At 72.8% G+C, this 17,063-nt stretch carries 15 protein-coding genes; 14 read left to right on the forward strand and 1 reads right to left on the reverse strand.

The annotated features are described in order from the left end of the window. Nucleotides 1–151: 151 nt before the first annotated feature. The 4 genes from rpsO (at nucleotide 152) to L332_RS28560 (ending at nucleotide 5,099) form a co-directional block, all read left to right on the forward strand. Nucleotides 152–421: a 30S ribosomal protein S15 gene (gene rpsO, locus L332_RS28545; RefSeq protein ID WP_021011779.1), complete on the forward strand. Its 270-nt coding sequence runs from the start codon at nucleotides 152–154 to the stop codon at nucleotides 419–421. A 268-nt stretch (nucleotides 422–689) separates the two neighbouring features. After that, entirely contained in the window at nucleotides 690–2,981 is a 2,292-nt protein-coding gene (locus L332_RS28550) for a polyribonucleotide nucleotidyltransferase (protein WP_021011780.1), read from the forward strand. A 74-nt stretch (nucleotides 2,982–3,055) separates the two neighbouring features. Continuing rightward, the gene (locus L332_RS28555; protein WP_021011781.1) at nucleotides 3,056–4,429 is read left to right on the forward strand and encodes a M16 family metallopeptidase; all 1,374 of its coding nucleotides are present in this window, start codon (nucleotides 3,056–3,058) and stop codon (nucleotides 4,427–4,429) included. A 67-nt stretch (nucleotides 4,430–4,496) separates the two neighbouring features. After that, nucleotides 4,497–5,099 carry a histidine phosphatase family protein gene (locus L332_RS28560; protein ID WP_021011782.1) on the forward strand — a complete coding sequence of 201 codons (603 nt, stop codon included), beginning with the start codon at nucleotides 4,497–4,499 and terminating at the stop codon, nucleotides 5,097–5,099. 13 nt (nucleotides 5,100–5,112) lie between these two features. Here L332_RS28560 and L332_RS28565 read toward each other — a convergent pair whose 3' ends face one another. Next, complete coding sequence (locus L332_RS28565) at nucleotides 5,113–5,589, reverse strand: GNAT family N-acetyltransferase (protein ID WP_021011783.1); 477 nt, start codon at nucleotides 5,587–5,589, stop codon at nucleotides 5,113–5,115. A gap of 65 nt (nucleotides 5,590–5,654) precedes the next feature. Between L332_RS28565 and dapB the strand changes: the two genes are divergently transcribed. The 10 genes from dapB (at nucleotide 5,655) to L332_RS28610 (ending at nucleotide 17,032) form a co-directional block, all read left to right on the forward strand. Continuing rightward, nucleotides 5,655–6,359 (forward strand): 4-hydroxy-tetrahydrodipicolinate reductase, encoded by a 705-nt coding sequence (gene dapB / locus L332_RS28570; protein WP_021011784.1) that lies wholly within the window; start codon nucleotides 5,655–5,657, stop codon nucleotides 6,357–6,359. Next, the gene (locus L332_RS28575) at nucleotides 6,356–6,835 is read left to right on the forward strand and encodes a hypothetical protein (protein ID WP_021011785.1); all 480 of its coding nucleotides are present in this window, start codon (nucleotides 6,356–6,358) and stop codon (nucleotides 6,833–6,835) included. The genes dapB and L332_RS28575 overlap by 4 nt, the downstream gene beginning before the upstream one ends. Next, complete coding sequence (locus L332_RS28580) at nucleotides 6,832–7,647, forward strand: thymidylate synthase (RefSeq protein ID WP_031224423.1); 816 nt, start codon at nucleotides 6,832–6,834, stop codon at nucleotides 7,645–7,647. Before L332_RS28575 ends, L332_RS28580 begins: the two co-directional genes overlap by 4 nt. 9 nt (nucleotides 7,648–7,656) lie before the next feature. Next, nucleotides 7,657–8,184, forward strand: coding sequence for a dihydrofolate reductase (locus L332_RS28585; protein ID WP_200860987.1), 528 nt, complete (start codon nucleotides 7,657–7,659; stop codon nucleotides 8,182–8,184). Continuing rightward, nucleotides 8,181–9,152, forward strand: coding sequence for a 4-hydroxy-tetrahydrodipicolinate synthase (gene dapA / locus L332_RS28590; protein ID WP_021011788.1), 972 nt, complete (start codon nucleotides 8,181–8,183; stop codon nucleotides 9,150–9,152). The genes L332_RS28585 and dapA overlap by 4 nt, the downstream gene beginning before the upstream one ends. A 103-nt stretch (nucleotides 9,153–9,255) precedes the next feature. Further along, nucleotides 9,256–10,929 (forward strand): ribonuclease J, encoded by a 1,674-nt coding sequence (locus L332_RS28595; RefSeq protein ID WP_021011789.1) that lies wholly within the window; start codon nucleotides 9,256–9,258, stop codon nucleotides 10,927–10,929. Nucleotides 10,930–11,042: 113 nt separating this feature from the next. Next, nucleotides 11,043–12,221, forward strand: a complete 1,179-nt coding sequence (locus tag L332_RS0115850) for an efflux RND transporter periplasmic adaptor subunit (protein ID WP_021011790.1) — start codon at nucleotides 11,043–11,045, stop codon at nucleotides 12,219–12,221. Nucleotides 12,222–12,223: 2 nt separating this feature from the next. Then, a complete protein-coding gene (locus L332_RS28600; RefSeq protein ID WP_031224426.1) occupies nucleotides 12,224–12,931 on the forward strand; it encodes an ABC transporter ATP-binding protein in 708 nt (235 codons plus the stop codon). Next, complete coding sequence (locus L332_RS28605) at nucleotides 12,928–14,133, forward strand: ABC transporter permease (RefSeq protein ID WP_021011792.1); 1,206 nt, start codon at nucleotides 12,928–12,930, stop codon at nucleotides 14,131–14,133. Before L332_RS28600 ends, L332_RS28605 begins: the two co-directional genes overlap by 4 nt. Before the next feature lie 61 nt (nucleotides 14,134–14,194). After that, entirely contained in the window at nucleotides 14,195–17,032 is a 2,838-nt protein-coding gene (locus L332_RS28610; protein WP_021011793.1) for an FtsK/SpoIIIE family DNA translocase, read from the forward strand. Nucleotides 17,033–17,063: the final 31 nt, after the last annotated feature.

Below are 17,063 nucleotides of genomic sequence, written 5' to 3' on the forward strand. Positions count from 1 at the left end.
CCCCGCGCTCAAAGAAGCTGAGGCACGTCGCCGCCTCGACCTCCGCGCGCCTGACCTGGTAGCATCGTGAGGTTGCCGTTGACCGGCCGCGGATCCAGAGCGCTCATGCATCGGGCATGGGCACCGCGCTGCGAGGAGAGAGGGGTTCCGCATGGGCCTGAATGCAGAGATCAAGAAGTCCATCATCGAGGAGTTCGCCACCCACGAGGGTGACACCGGGAGCCCCGAGGTGCAGGTCGCGATGCTGTCGCGCCGCATCAAGGACCTCACCGAGCACCTGAAGACGCACAAGCACGACCACCACTCGCGTCGTGGCCTGCTGCTGCTCGTGGGTCAGCGCCGTCGCCTGCTCGGCTACCTCCAGGACGTCGACATCGAGCGCTACCGCTCGCTGATCGAGCGCCTGGGGCTCCGCCGCTAGACCGGCTCGAGCGCTTCACGACTGGGCCGTCCCCGCAAGGGGGCGGCCCTTCGTCATGCTTCCTGCCGATTCGGGGATGCGTGCGGTAGCCTTGCCGAGACCGCGAGTCGCGGTCGTCGTGCGCCCATTCGCACCCGCTCAGAGCTGGTCGTTGGTGGAGGGCGGCGAAGCATCCTTCGACGCTCTCCACTGATGACCACTCCGCGCAGGCGAAGCGCACGACTGACATGTCGTGCCCCCGCTGGGCACAGGAGAGGAGAGGCCCTTCATGGAAGGTCCTGAGATCACATTCGCCGAGGCCGTCATCGACAACGGCCGCTTCGGCACCCGCACCGTCCGCTTCGAGACCGGTCGCCTCGCGCAGCAGGCGCAGGGCTCGGCCGTCGCGTACATCGACGAGGAGACGATGCTGCTGAGCGCCACGAGCGTCTCGAAGCACCCCAAGGACTCGTTCGACTTCTTCCCCCTCACGGTGGACGTCGAGGAGCGCATGTACGCCGCGGGCCGCATCCCCGGCTCGTTCTTCCGCCGCGAGGGCCGTCCGTCGACCGACGCGATCCTCACGTGCCGCCTCATCGACCGGCCGCTGCGCCCCTCGTTCGTCGAGGGCCTCCGCAACGAGGTGCAGGTCGTCATCACCGTGCTCTCGATCGAGCCCGACGAGCTCTACGACGTGCTCGCCATCAACGCCGCGTCCATGTCGACGCAGCTCTCGGGCCTGCCGTTCGACGGCCCGATCGGCGGCGTGCGCGTCGCGCTCATCGACGGCCAGTGGGTCGCGTTCCCGAAGCACTCGCAGCTCGAGCAGGCCGTGTTCAACATGGTCGTCGCGGGCCGGGTCGTCACGGCTGCCGACGGCAGCCAGGACGTCGCGATCATGATGGTCGAGGCCGAGGCGACCGACGGCGCGTGGAACCTCATCGAGGGCGGCGCGCAGAAGCCGACCGAGGAGGTCGTGGCCGAGGGCCTCGAGGCCTCGAAGCCGTTCATCAAGCAGCTCGTCGCCGCGCAGGAGGAGGTCGCCAAGACCGCCGCGAAGGAGACGCAGCAGTACCCGCTCTTCCCGCCGTACTCCGAGGAGGCCTTCGCGGCCGTCCGCGAGCTCGCGGCCGAGCGCCTCGCCGAGGTCTACCGCATCGCCGACAAGCTCGAGCGCCAGTCGGCCGACGACCAGCTCAAGGAGCAGGTCAAGCAGCAGATCAACGAGCGCATCGAGCGCGGCGAGCTCGAGGCCGTCATCGCGACGCAGGTCTCGGGCGCCTACAAGGCGGTCACGAAGGAGGTCGTCCGCGGACGCATCCTCACCGAGGGCATCCGCATCGACGGGCGCGGCCCGGCCGACATCCGCCCGCTCGACGCCGAGGTCGCGGTCGTGCCGCGCGTGCACGGCTCCGCGATCTTCCAGCGCGGCGAGACGCAGATCATGGGCATCACGACGCTCAACATGCTCAAGCTCGAGCAGCAGATCGACTCGCTGAGCCCCGTGACGAGCAAGCGCTACATGCACAACTACAACTTCCCGCCGTACTCGACGGGCGAGACGGGCCGCGTCGGCAGCCCGAAGCGCCGCGAGATCGGCCACGGCGCGCTCGCCGAGCGGGCGATCGTGCCCGTGCTGCCGAGCCGCGAGGAGTTCCCGTACGCGATCCGCCAGGTCTCGGAGGCGCTCGGCTCGAACGGCTCGACGTCGATGGGCTCCGTGTGCGCCTCGACGCTCGCGCTGCTCAACGCCGGCGTGCCGCTCAAGGCGCCCGTCGCGGGCATCGCGATGGGCCTCGTGACCGACGAGGTCGACGGCGAGACCCGCTACGCGGCGCTCACCGACATCCTCGGCGCCGAGGACGCGCTCGGCGACATGGACTTCAAGGTCGCCGGCACGCCCGACTTCATCACGGCCATCCAGCTCGACACGAAGCTCTCGGGCATCCCCGCCTCGGTGCTCGCCGGTGCGCTCACGCAGGCGAAGGAGGCGCGCACGAAGATCCTCGAGGTCCTCAACGCCGCTATCGACGCCCCGGACGAGATGGCGCCCACGGCGCCGCGCGTCATCAGCGTGCAGATCCCGGTCGACAAGATCGGCGAGCTCATCGGCCCCAAGGGCAAGACGATCAACCAGATCCAGGACGACACGGGCGCCCAGATCTCGATCGAGGACACGGGCATCGTCTACATCGGCGCCGTCGACGGTCCCTCGGCGGAGGCCGCGCGCGCCGCGGTCAACGCGATCGCGAACCCGCTCAACCCCGAGCTCGGCGAGCGCTACCTCGGCACGGTCGTCAAGACCGCGTCGTTCGGTGCCTTCGTCTCGCTGCTGCCGGGCCGCGACGGCCTGCTGCACGTGACCGCCATGCGGGCGCTCAACGGCGGCAAGCGCATCGAGAACGTCGACGACGTGGTCTCGATCGGCCAGAAGATCCAGGTGGAGATCACCAAGATCGACGACCGCGGCAAGCTCTCGCTCGAGATCGTCGACGACTCGGAGCCCGTGGCGCCGGTCGCGGCGAAGGGCGACGACGCCGACTCGTCCGTCTCGTCGGTCTCCTCGGTCTCGGCCGAGTAGTCACCGCACCCGAGCAGCCCTCGCCCCCTCTTGGGGCGGGGGCTGCTCGCATGTCGCGGCCGTAGACTGGTCGGATGCCTGCTGTCCCCCTCCCGCTCGACGTCCCCGAGATCGCCGTCGCCGCGGCCGGCGGCGCGGTCGTGCGCCGCAGCGTGCTGCCGAGCGGCGTGCGCGTGCTCACCGAGCAGATGCCGGGCGCGCTGAGCGCGACCGTCGGCTACTGGGTGCCGGTGGGCTCGCGCGACGAGACGGGCGATGCGCGCGGCTCGACCCACTTCCTCGAGCACCTGCTCTTCAAGGGCACCCGCTCGCGCTCCGCCTTCGACATCGCGGTCGCGTTCGACGAGGTCGGCGGCGAGCACAACGCGCTCACCGCCAAGGAGCACACGTGCTACTACGCGAAGGTGCGCGACGTCGACCTGCCGATGGCGATCGACGTGCTCGCCGACATGCTCACGTCGTCGCTGCTCGACGCCGACGAGTTCGAGCACGAGCGCGAGGTCATCCTCGAGGAGCTCGCGATGGCCGACGACGACCCCGCGGACGTCGCGGGGGAGCGACTGAGCGAGCTCGTCCACGGCGCCGAGACGCCGCTCGGCCGCCCGATCGGCGGCACGCCCGACTCGATCCGCGCCGTCTCGCGCGACCGGGTCGCCGAGCACTACGCCGAGCACTACGCCCCGCGCGACCTCGTCGTCACGATCGCCGGCGCCGTCGACCACGACACGGCCGTCGAGCAGCTGCAGGAGGCGCTCTCCCGCTACGGCTGGTCGCTCGACGCAGCCGCGCCGCGCGAGCGCCGCAGCCGCGAGCTCGCCGCGCCCGGCACCGGCGGGCTCACGGTCGTCGCCCGGCCGCTCGAGCAGGTCAACCTCATGATCGGCATGCCCGGGCTCACCGCATCCGACCCCCGCCGCAGCACGATGGCCGTGCTCAACGCGGTGCTCGGTGCGGGGATGTCGTCGCGACTGTTCCAGGAGATCCGCGAGAAGCGCGGCCTCGCCTACTCCGTCTACTCGTTCGCCTCGGGCTACGCCGACGCTGGGCTCGTCGGCCTCGCCGCGGCGTGCGCGCCCCGGAAGACGCTCGAGGTCGCCTCGCTCATGGTGGGCGAGCTCGAGCGGCTCGCCGACGGCGCGAGCGACGACGAGCTGCGCCGCGCGAAGGGCCAGCTCGCCGGCGGCTCGGCGCTCGCGCTCGAGGACACCGACACGCGGATGTCGCGGCTCGGCCGCGCGGAGCTCACGCTCGGCGAGTTCCTCGACATCGACGCGACGCTCGAGCGCATCGAGCGCGTGACCGACGCCGACGTGCGTGCGCTCGCCGCCGAGCTCGCCGGCGGACCGCGCTCGATCTCGGCGGTCGGACAGGCTCCGGAAGGGCTCGAGCGGCTCGTCGTGTCCCCCGATGGCGCTACGGTGGGAGTGGCGGACCCCACCGCCCGCTGATCACGAAGGGCGCTCCAGCGCGCCCGCGCACGACCTGGGCGCGACGCTGCGCCCGCGGAAGGACCCCATGGCGCACCTGCTCTACCTCGTCCGGCACGGAGAGCAGCTCGACGCGGAGCACGGCGTCGAGGACGGCCGGCTCTCGGGCCGGGGTGTGCGGCAGGCGCACGCGATCGCGCAGCGGCTGTCGGGCGTCGTCTTCGACCAGGCGTGGACGTCGCCGCTGCAACGCGCGACCGAGACGGCCGCGATCATGCAGGAGCGGCTGCCCGCCGTGGAGTTCCAGAAGTCGGCGCTGCTGCTCGACTGCATCCCCTCGGGGCTCGAGGAGGACACGCCCGTGGGCTTCCACGGGTTCCTGAAGGCCGTGCGGCCCGCGGAGGTCGAAGCGGGGTCGGCGCAGATGCAGGATGCGGTGGCGCAGTGGCTGCGCCCGTCGCGCGGCGACGTCAACGAGCTCATCGTCACCCACAACTTCGTCATCGGCTGGTTCGTGCGCGAGGTGATGCAGTCGCCGAACTGGCAGTGGATGGCGCTCAACCAGGCGAACTGCGGGCTCACGATCATCCGGCGCCGCACGGGCAAGCCGCCGCAGCTGCTCGTGCACAACGACCTCGGCCACCTGCCGCCCGAGGACCGCACGGGCCTCCCGCTGCCGCAGCCCTTCTAGGCCTGGCGCCGGTTCAGCCTGCGGAGTCGGCGGAGGAGACCGGCTTGCGGAACCAGGTCGTGGCGTTCGGGTTGTCGTTGTAGGCGGGGATCGACTCGTAGCCGCGCGTCACGTAGAGGCGGTTCGCCGGCCCGAGGGCCGCGTTCGTGTCGAGCACGACCTCGTCCGCGCCGAGCTCGACCGCGCGCGCCTCGAGCGCCTCGAGCAGCGCGGCGCCGGTGCCGCGGCCGCGGCCGGCCGGGGCGACGTAGAGGTGCTTGACCTCGAAGCGCGACGGGCTCAGCCGACGCAGCGCACCGCATCCGACCGCCTCGTCGCCGTCCCACGCGACGAGGAACGCGCCCTCGGGCGCGCGGAGCGTCGCGGGATCGGCGGGCTTGGGCGTGTAGGCGCCGCCGACGAACGTGATCGCGCGATCGGCGAAGTAGGCCTGCAGGAGCGATTGGGCGAGCTCGGACGCGGGGTCCTCGAGGCGGATGTCGGCGTGCACCGATCCACTGTACGGGCGCGCGGCGAGCGCGCTGCGGCCATCGCCCGAGCCGTAGGCTGGAGGGCATGGCATCGACGAGGCGCATCGGGATCGCGGGCGCGACCGGCAGGCTCGGATCGCTCGCGCTGCGGCTCGTGCGCGACGCCGGCGACCTCGAGCCGGTCGAGCTCGACGTGCGCGAAGGGCTCGAGCTCGACGGGATCGACGTCGTCTTTGACGCGACCGTGCTGGGCGCGAGCCAGCAGCTCGTCGACGCCGCGCTCGACGCGAGCGTGCCCGTCGTCGTCGCGACGAGCGGCTGGACGGAGGAGCGCATCGAGGCCCTCCGCGCCCGAGGCGCCGAGCGCATCCGCATCGTCCCCAACTTCTCGCTCGGGAGCGTGCTCGAGACGCACCTCGCGACGATCGCCGCGCGCCACTTCACCGCCGTCGAGGTCGTCGAGGCGCACCACGACCGCAAGCGCGACGCGCCGAGCGGCACCGCGACGCGCACCGCAGAGGCGATCGGCGCCGTGCGCGGCTTCGCGCCCGCGACCCCCGACGAGCCGAGCCGCGGCACCGTGATCGCGGGCGTGCCGGTGCACGCGCTGCGGCTGCCCGGCGTCGTCGCGCGCCAGGAGGTCATCTTCGGCGGCACGGGGGAGACCCTGACGATCCGCCACGACACGACGTCGAGCGACTCGTACGCCGCCGGCATCCTGCTCGCGCTCCGCGCCGAGGCGCAGCCGGGCGTGACCGTCGGCATCGGCGACCTGCTGGGGCTCTCGTGACCGACCGGCCCGCGGCGCGCTCGAGCGCGCGGAAGGGCTTCGCCCTCGCGATGGCGGCCGTGCTCGCGCTCTACGTCGTGCTCGCCGGCAGCCGCGCCGTGCAGTTCATCGCGACCGGGCAGCCGCTCGCGATCGCCGTCGGCGTCGCGCTCGTCGCCTTCTTCCTCATCGGCGCGTGGGCGCTCGCGCGCGAGGTCGTCTTCGGCGTCCAGCTCGACCGCGCCGTGCGCGAGCTCGCGGCCGCGGGCGGCATGCCGCAGCCCCTGCCCGGCACGCCCTCGGGCCGCGCCGACCGGGAGGCCGCCGAGGACGCGTTCCCGGTCGCGAAGGCCGACGTCGAGGCGCACCCCGAGTCGTGGCAGTCGTGGCTGCGGCTGTCGATGGCCTACGACGCGGCGCGCGACCGCCGGCGCGCGCGCATGGCGGCGCGCACGGCGCTCTCGCTCCGCAGCACGGCACCCCAGGAGGCACCATGAGTGGAGGCACCGTGACCGCGCACCCCTACGAGGAGCTGCTCGCCGACGTGATGGCGAACGGGCGGCACAAGGGCGACCGCACCGGCACCGGCACCCGGTCGGTGTTCGGCCGGCAGCTGCGCTTCGACCTCGCCGAGGGGTTCCCGCTCATCACCACGAAGCGCGTGCACTTCAAGTCGCTCGCGCTCGAGCTGCTGTGGTTCCTGCGCGGCGAGTCGAACGTGCGCTGGCTGCAGGAGCGCGGCGTCACGATCTGGGACGAGTGGGCGGACGCGGATGGGGAGCTCGGCCCGGTCTACGGGGTGCAGTGGCGCTCGTGGCCGGCGCGCGACGGCGGCACGATCGACCAGATCGCGCAGGTCGTCGAGTCGATCCGCTCGAACCCCGACTCGCGCCGGCACATCGTGTCGGCGTGGAACCCCGCCGACATCCCCGACATGGCGCTCGCCCCGTGCCACGCGCTCTTCCAGTTCGACGTCACCGGCGGCCGGCTCTCGTGCCAGCTGTACCAGCGCTCGGCCGACATGTTCCTCGGGGTGCCGTTCAACATCGCGAGCTACGCGCTCCTGACGCACATGATCGCGCAGCAGACGGGTCTCGAGGTGGGCGACTTCATCTGGACCGGCGGCGACTGCCACGTCTACGACAACCACGTCGAGCAGGTCGAGCGGCAGCTCTCCCGCGAGCCGTACCCGCTCCCGACGCTGCGCATCCGCCGACGGCCCGAGAGCATCCTCGACTACGAGCTCGACGACTTCGAGGTCGTCGACTACCGGCACCACCCGGGCATCAAGGCGCCGGTCGCGGTCTAGATGATCGGCATGATCTGGGCGCAGGCTCGCGGCGGCGTCATCGGCGACGCGGGCGACATGCCGTGGTCGCTCCCCGAGGACATGGCGCGCTTCAAGGCGATCACGATGGGCCACCCCGTCGTCATGGGTCGGCGCACCTGGAAGTCGTTCCCGCCGCGCTACCGGCCCCTGCCGGGGCGCGAGAACATCGTCATCACCTCCAGCGACGACTTCGTCGCACCCGGCGCCCGCGTCGTCCCGAACCTCGACGAGGCGCTCGCCACGGCGCTCGCGATCGACGACGAGGTGTGGATCGTCGGCGGCGGTCGCGTCTACCGCGACGCGATGGCGCGCGCCGACCGGCTCGAGATCACCGACATCGAGCTCGACGCGACCGGCGACACGACGGCGCCCGTGCCGGATGCGTCGTGGCGCGTGGTGATGCGCGACCCGGCCGAGGGATGGCACGCGAGCCGCACCGGGCTGCGATTCGCGTATCGCACCCTCGAGCGACGGGCGGAGAGGCCGCGCGAGCGGCACGGTAGCCTGGTCGAGTGAACCCCAATCCCTTCGGCCAGGTGCTCGTCGCGCTCGTGACGCCGTTCTCGGCCGACGGCGAGGTCGCCTGGGACGACGTCGAGCGGCTCATCGACGACGTCGTGACGCACGGCGCCGACGGCATCGTCGTCTCCGGCACGACCGGCGAGACGTCGACGCTCACCGACCCCGAGAAGATCCGGCTCGTCGAGGTCGCGAAGGCGGTCGCGGGCGACCGCGCGAAGGTCATCCAGGGCGGCGGCTCGAACGAGACCGCGCACGCGATCGACCTCTACCGCCAGGCGGAGCGGGCCGGCGCCGACGGCGTCATGATCGTCACGCCGTACTACAACAAGCCGACGCAGGCTGGCGTGCTGACGCACTTCCGGCTCATCGCCGACGCGACCGACCTGCCGGTGATCCTCTACGACATCCCGGGCCGCTCGGGCATCCCGATCCGCTACGAGACGATCCTGCGCGCCGCGAAGCACCCGAACATCCTCGCCGTGAAGGACGCCAAGGGCGACTTCGCCGAGGTGAGCCGCGTGCTCAACCAGACCGACCTGCTCTACTTCTCCGGCGACGATGCGAACGTGCTCCCGCACCTCGCGATCGGCGCCTCCGGCCTCATCGGCGTCACGGCGAACATCGCACCGAAGCCCTACCGGACGATGGTCGACGCGGTGAACGCGGGCGACCTCCGCACCGCGATGGCGCAGCACCAGGCGCTCGAGCCGCTCGTCCGCGCGACGATGACGCACGTGCCCGGCACCGTCTCGACGAAGTACATCCTGCACGGCCTCGGCCGCATCGGCAGCCCGCGCGTGCGCCTGCCGCTCGTGGGTCCCGAGGACGCCGAGGCGGCCCTCATCGAGGACGAGCTCGCGCTCGTCGCGGGCGTCGACGGGCTCGACCTGAGCCGCTTCCGCCCCGACCGCAACGCCGCCGCGGGCGGCGCCCTGCCGAAGGTGCACGGCACGACGCGCTGAGCGCGAGAGCCCGTGGTCGCATCCACCCCAGATCTTCCCGCGCGCGAGGAGCGCGCACCCCACATCCGCTCGCCCCGTGCGAGCCGCATATGAAGGAGGCCCATTGACGGCCATCACCCAGCCCCCCGCGCTCGCGGCGGGCACCCTCCGCTTCTTCCCGCTCGGCGGCCTCGGCGAGGTCGGCCGCAACATGACGGTGTACGAGCAGGACGGCAAGCTGCTCATCGTCGACTGCGGCGTGCTCTTCCCCGAGGAGCACCAGCCCGGCGTCGACCTCGTGCTGCCCGACTTCGGTCCCATCCGCGATCGCCTCGACGACGTCGTCGCCGTCGTGCTCACGCACGGCCACGAGGACCACATCGGCGCCGTGCCCTACCTCCTGCGACTCAAGGCCGACATCCCCCTGCTCGGCTCGCAGCTCACGCTCGCGCTCGTCGAGGCGAAGCTCAAGGAGCACCGCATCCGCCCCTTCACCCACACGGTGAAGGAGGGCCAGGTCGAGCAGCTCGGCCCGTTCGAGACCGAGTTCGTCGCCGTCAACCACTCGATCCCCGACGCGCTCGCGGTCGCGATCCGCACGAGCGCGGGCCTCGTGCTGCACACGGGTGACTTCAAGATGGACCAGCTGCCGCTCGACGACCGCATCACCGACCTGCGCGCGTTCGCGCGGCTCGGTGAGGAGGGCGTGGATGCGTTCCTGGTCGACTCCACGAACGCCGACGTCCCCGGGTTCACGGCTCCCGAGCGCGAGATCGGCCCCGTCATCTCGCAGGTGATCGCGAAGACCTCCGGGCTCGTCGTCGTCGCCTCCTTCTCGAGCCACGTGCACCGCGTGCAACAAGTACTCGACGCGGCGCACGAGAACGGCCGCAAGGTCGCCTTCGTCGGCCGCTCGATGGTGCGCAACATGGGCATCGCGGCCGAGCTCGGCTACCTCAAGGTGCCCGACGGCGTCGTGGTGAGCCAGAAGGAGGCCGAGAACATGCCGCGCGAGCAGGTCGTCTTCATGTCGACCGGCTCGCAGGGCGAGCCGATGGCGGTGCTCAGCCGCATCGTCAACGGCGAGCACCGCATCGAGGTCGGCGAGGGCGACACCGTCATCCTCGCCTCGAGCCTCATCCCCGGCAACGAGAACGCCGTCTTCCGCGTCATCAACGGGCTCATGCAGCTCGGCGCGAAGGTCGTGCACAAGGGGTCGGCGAAGGTGCACGTCTCGGGCCACGCCTCGGCGGGCGAGCTGCTCTACTGCTACAACATCCTCAAGCCGCGGAACGTCGTGCCGGTGCACGGCGAGTACCGCCACCTGCACGCCGCGGCCTCGCTCGCGATCGACACGGGCGTGCCGCGCGAGCGCGCGTTCGTCGGCGAGAACGGCACCGTGTGGGACCTCGCGGACGGCGAGGTGACCGTCGCGGGCCAGCTCGAGATCGGCTTCGTCTACGTCGACGGCTCGTCCGTCGGCCGCATCGACGAGGCCGACCTCAAGGACCGCCGCATCCTCGCCGAGGAGGGCTTCATCTCGATCTTCGTCGCGGTCGAGCCGCAGACCGGCAAGGTGATCGTCGGCCCCGAGATCCACGCGCGCGGCTTCGCCGAGGACGACAAGGTCTTCGACGACATCCGCCCGAAGATCGTGAAGGCGCTCGCCGAGGCGGGCGAGCAGGGCGTGCGCGACCAGCACCAGTACCAGCAGGTCGTCCGCCGCACGGTCGGTCGCTGGGTGGGCACGCGCATCCGCCGCCGCCCGATGATCGTGCCGGTCGTCATCGAGGCGTAGCCGACACGTCGAGATCATCCTCGCGGGGGAGGGGCGAGCGCGCTCGCGTGCCCTAGCGTGACGAGCGAGGGCACGCAACGGATGCGCGCCGCCCCGCCCGAGAGGACGCCGCCGTGCCCGAGCAGGACCACACCGCCCCCGTCGAGCCGCCCGTCGTCGAGGCAGGGGGAGCGGCCGCCGTCCCGGCGCCGCTGCACGCCGAGCAGCCGGCGCACCGCCAGGCCCCGCCGCGCGAGGCGCGCGCGGCCGCGAAGCGGCAGGCGAAGCTCGAGCAGCTCGAGCGCTCGCGGCTGCGGAAGGCCGAGCGCGCCGCGCGCGGGCCCGGCGCGTGGCGCACGTGGGTGCTGCCGGTGCTCAAGCTCGCCGTGGGCGCGGCGATCGCGATCGCGCTCGTGAAGCTCGCGTTCTTCCCCGACGTCGAGGCGGTGAGCGCCGATGACGGCCTCGTGCCCGGCGCCGCGTTCGAGGAGCCGCTCGCGACCGTCGAGCGCGGCTCGGTCGAGAACGCCGTCTCGATCGAGGGCATGATCGTGCCGGTCGAGGCGGTGCCGGTGCGCTCGACCCACGCGGGCACCGTCGCTCGCGTGAGCGCCGCCGACGGCGCGCAGGTCGCCGAGGGCGACGTGCTCTACACCGTGCGCGTCGAGACGCAGGGCGCGCCCGCGGCGGACGGCACCGTGCCGCCGCCCACCGCGCGCGTGCACAGCATCGTCGCGCCCGCCGCCGGCACCCTCACGGGCTTCGCCGTGCTCGTCGGCCAGAGCGTCGACGTCGCGGGGGAGACCGGCGCGGTGCAGCCGCCCGAGCACGTCGTGCGCGCGAGCCTCGGCGCTGCCGAGCAGTACCGGCTGACGACGCAGCCCGAGTCGGCGACCGTCACGATCGACGGCGGTCCGGCGCCCTTCGAGTGCGGCGCGGTCGCGATCGCCCAGCCGGTGGGCGAGCAGATCACGACGGGCGCGAGCGCGACCCTCACGTGCGCGGTGCCGGGCGACGTGCGCGTCTTCGTCGGCCTCGCCGCGAAGGTCGAGCTGAGCGCCGGCTCGGCGAGCGACGTGCTGCTGCTGCCGACGACCGCCGTGCTCGGCAGCGCCGAGACCGGCATCGCCTATCGGCCGGGGGCCGACGGCGCGCCGGAGGAGGTGCCGGTCGAGCTCGGGCTGAGCGACGGCCGCATGGTCGAGGTGCGCGCCGGGCTCTCGGAGGGGGATGCCGTGCTGCAGTTCGTGCCGGGCGCCGCCGACCCGTGCGCCGACCCGATGACGGCCGATCCCATGCTGTGCGGGTTCTGATGGTGCCGCTCCTGCGCCTGCGCGGCGTGACCCGCCAGTTCGCGACGATCGACGGCCCGGCCCTGCAGATCCTGCGCGGCATCGACCTCGACGTCGCGCCGGGGGACCGCGTCTCGATCGTCGGCCGCTCGGGCTCGGGGAAGTCGACGCTGCTCAACATCCTCGGACTGGTCGACCAGCCGACGACCGGGGCCGTCGAGCTCGACGGCGAGCCGGTCGCGCTCATGGGGGCCCGCGCGCGCGATCGGCTGCGGGGCGCGAGCGTCGGCTTCGTCTTCCAGCAGTTCAACCTCATCGAGGGGCTCACGGCGGCCGAGAACGTCGCCGTGCCGCTCCACTACGGCGCGGGCCGCCGCTACTGGCAGCGCGCCCACCTCGCGCGCGAGATGCTGCACCGCGTGGGGCTCGGGCACCGGCTCGACACGAGGGCGACGAACCTCTCGGGCGGCGAGCAGCAGCGCGTCGCGATCGCCAGGGCGCTCGTGCGCCGGCCGCGGCTCATCCTCGCCGACGAGCCGACGGGCGCGCTCGACATCGAGACGGGCTCGCGCACGATGGACCTGCTGGACGAGGTCGCGACCGAGGCCGGCGCCGCGCTCGTGACCATCACGCACGACCTCGCCGTCGCGGCCCGCGCGCGGCGCGTGCTGCGGCTCGCCGACGGGCGGCTCCGCGCGCTCGAGCCGAGCGCGGCGGGAGCGCTCTCGTGACCGACGTCGTCGCCGCGATCCAGGACGCCTGGACCGAGCTGCGCATCCACCGCGGCCGCGTGCTCATGAGCCTCATCGGCGTGACGGTCGCGATCGCCGCGCTCACCGCATCCGTCGCCGTCGGCGACCTCGCCCGGTCGACGCTCGTCTCGTCGATGGAGGCGAACGGCGGCCGGGCCGCGACCATCAGCCTGTGGGTCGAGACGTCGTCGGCCGACGGCACGCCGGGCGACCCGGTCGCCGCGCTCGACGCGATCGAGACGGCCGTCGACCGCTACCGCATCGACTACGCGAGCGCGCGCATGAGCACGGGTCTCACGCTCGGCGGCGCGGGCGCATCGGTGCAGATCGAGGCGGTCGAACCCGACTTCGCGGTCATGCGGCACCTCGGCGTCGCCGATGGGCGCTTCCTCAACGAGAGCGACCGCGCGCGGCTCGCGCCCGCGGTCGTCGTGAACCGCGGCACGCTCGAGCTGCTCGGCGGCGGCGGGCTCGACGCGCACCGCACGATCGAGCTCGGCGGCACGACGGCCGTCGTCGTCGGCCTCGTCGACCGCGGCCTCGGCGACGAGTGGCCGCAAGCGTGGATGCTGCCGCGCGACGTGCTGCGCATCGCCCGGGACGATCCGTCCGCGATGCACTCCTCCCTCTCCCTCGAGGCGTGGGTGCCCGCGGAGGCGGCTGATGAGGGGCTGCGGATGCTGCGGCAGGACCTGCGCGGCGCGCTCCCGGGCGCGATGGTCGACGGGAACCGCAGCGACTGGCAGGCGTTCGAGGGCTACGACCCGCTGCTGCCGCTGCAGCTCACGCTCGTCGGCACGGCGGTGGTCATCCTGCTGCTCGGCGCCCTCGGCCTCGTGACCGTCGCGGTCGTCTCCATCCGGCAGCGCGTGCGCGAGCTCGGCATCCGCCGCGCGTTCGGCGCCTCGCGCACGCGCATCTTCGTCGCCGTCATGCTCGAGTCGGTCGTCGGCACGGTCGTCGCGGGCACGATCGGCATCGCGCTGTGCATCTTCGCCTACCGGCTCCCCGTCGTGCAGGACGCGCTCACGCAGGGCATCGGCGGCATGGTGCTGCCCGGGTTCCCGATGTCGGCCGCGGTGACCGGGCTCATCGTCGCGGCGGCCGTCGGCGCGCTCGCCGGCAGCGTGCCCGCGACGATCGCCGTCCGCTCGAAGGTGATCGAGGCCATCCGCTTCTGACTCCGCACCGCCGCGGAGCGCCTCCGGGCCGCGGTGGGCGCGGGCATCTAGGGTGTCGGCCATGGCCACGAGCACCAAGTCGACCAAGCCGACCCCGCGCGGGCGCTCGACCGGCACGTCGACCTCCGCGACCACGAAGGTGCAGCGGGCGGCCCGGTCGACGAAGGCGCAGCCCGTGTTCGAGGACGACGGCCCCGGCCTCGCGCAGCGCGCGTGGATGGGCCTCGCCCACGCGACGGGCGGGGCCGCGCGGGTCTTCGGCCGCGAGTCGCTCGCGAAGGAGGAGCGCCGCGACGGGGTGCCCTTCCTGCTCACGATCCTCGCGGTGCTCGGCGCGGTCGTCGAGTGGATCCTGCCGGCCAACCAGGTCGCGCAGGCCATCTCCGCCTACACGTGGGGCGGCCTCTTCGGGCAGGTCGCGATCGCGCTCCCGGTCGTCTTCGTGCTGCTCGCGCTGTGGATGTTCCGCCACCCGGCATCGGTGAGCGACAACGGCCGCGTCGGCGTCGGCATCGCGCTGCTGCTCATCTTCGTCGCGGGACTGTGCCACGTCGTGCTCGGCATGCCGGATGCGTCGCTCGGCATGCCCGCGCTCGCCGACGCGGGCGGGATCCTCGGCTGGGTCGCCGCCGCGCCGCTCGCGGCGCTCCTCACCCCGATCGGGGCGGGCATCGTCTGCGGCCTCGTCGCCGCGCTCGCGGTGCTCATCATCACCCGCACGCCGCCGACCCGCATCCCCGAGCGGCTCGCCGACCTCTACGGCTACCTCTTCGGCATTGAGACCGGCACGCCCCAGGAGCGCGAGGAGGCCCGCCGCGCCCGCCGCGAGGCGAAGGAGCTCGCGAAGGCCGAGGCCGCCGAGGCGGCCGAGGAGGAGCCGATCGAGGGCGACACCGGTTCGCTGCCGTTCTGGCGCCGCAACGCGACCGGCCGCGAGGTCGATCCCGCCTACGACACCCCCGTCATGATCGACCGCGAGCAGCCGACGACGCGCGTCGACGCCGCGGCGGTCGCCGTGCCCGCCACGACCCCCGAGCCGCTGCCCGAGGTCGGCGACGACGAGCACGAGGAGTACGCGACCGCGGTGCTCGAGTCGCTCGAGCAGGCCGAGGCGGCCATGCAGAAGCACACGGGCGAGGTCGCGCTCGACGCGCCGGACGAGCCCGCCCCCGCGGCTCCCGCCGTCGCGCAGCGCCCCTACCGGCTCCCGTCGATCGCCTCGCTCGCGCAGGGCGATCCGCCCAAGGCCCGCTCGGCCGCGAACGACGAGATCGTCGCCGCGATCACCCAGGTGCTCGGCTCGTTCAACGTCGACGCGAAGGTCACCGGCTTCTCGCGCGGCCCGACCGTCACGCGCTACGAGATCGAGGTCGCACCGGGCGTCAAGGTCGAGCGCGTGACGGCGCTGTCGAAGAACATCTCGTACGCCGTCGCCTCGAACGAGGTGCGCATCCTCTCGCCCATCCCCGGCAAGTCGGCGATCGGCATCGAGATCCCCAACCCCGACCGCGAGACGGTGAAGCTCGGCGACGTGCTGCGCTCGCGCGCGGCGGCCGACTCGAAGCACCCGATGACGATCGGCATCGGCAAGGACGTCGAGGGCGGCTACGTCGTCGCGAACCTCGCGAAGATGCCGCACCTGCTCGTCGCCGGCTCGACCGGCTCGGGCAAGTCGTCGTTCGTGAACTCGATGATCACGAGCCTGCTCATGCGCGCGACGCCCGCCGAGGTGCGCATGGTGCTCGTCGACCCGAAGCGCGTCGAGCTCACCGCCTACCAGGGCGTGCCGCACCTCATCACGCCCATCATCACGAACCCGAAGAAGGCAGCGGAGGCGCTGCAGTGGGTCGTGAAGGAGATGGACATGCGGTACGACGACCTCGCGTCGTTCGGCTACAAGCACATCGACGACTTCAACAAGGCCGTGCGCGCCGACGAGATCGTGCTGCCCGCCGGCAGCCAGCGCACGCTCAAGCCCTACCCGTACCTGCTCGTCGTCGTCGACGAGCTCGCCGACCTCATGATGGTCGCCCCGCGCGACGTCGAGGACTCGATCGTGCGCATCACCCAGCTCGCGCGCGCGGCGGGCATCCACCTCGTGCTCGCGACCCAGCGGCCCTCGGTCGACGTCGTCACGGGCCTCATCAAGGCCAACGTGCCGAGCCGCTTCGCGTTCGCCGTCTCGAGCGTGACCGACTCGCGCGTCATCCTCGACCAGCCGGGCGCCGACAAGCTCATCGGCCAGGGCGACGGCCTCTTCCTGCCCATGGGCGCGAACAAGGCGATGCGCGTGCAGGGCGCGTGGGTCGACGAGGCCGAGATCCAGCGCGTCGTGCAGCACGTCACGGGCCAGGCCCGCCCGGAGTACCGCGACGACGTCGAGGAGGCCGCGCAGAAGCGCGAGATCGACGCCGACATCGGCGACGACCTTGAAGACCTGTGCGCCGCGGCCGAGCTCGTCATCTCGACGCAGTTCGGCTCGACCTCAATGCTGCAGCGCAAGCTCCGCGTCGGCTTCGCGAAGGCCGGCCGGCTCATGGACCTCATGGAGTCGCGCGAGATCGTCGGGCCCTCGGAGGGGTCGAAGGCGCGCGACGTGCTCGTGCCGCCGGAGGGCCTCGCGGCCGTGCTCGCGTCGCTGCGCGGCGAGGGTCCCGCGCCGTCGCCCGCCGGCGCCGCGGCGCCCGCGGCCGCGCCACCCGCTGGCGCCGAGCGGCCCGCGCCGAGCGCGCTCGACGCGCCCGACGCATCCGATGACGCCGACGGCGACGAGGGCGCGTGGGTCGAGACCGACGACCGCTACAGCGACCCCTTCGACGAGGCGAACCGCGACGGGCTCGAGGTCGTCGAGGCCGAGGGCGGCGACGACGACGCGTGGTCGCTCACGGGCCGCGACTGAGCCGCGGGCCGGGGCGCGCCTCCAGGCGCGC

It is taken from the genome of Agrococcus pavilionensis RW1 (assembly GCF_000400485.1).
Taxonomy (GTDB): domain Bacteria; phylum Actinomycetota; class Actinomycetes; order Actinomycetales; family Microbacteriaceae; genus Agrococcus; species Agrococcus pavilionensis.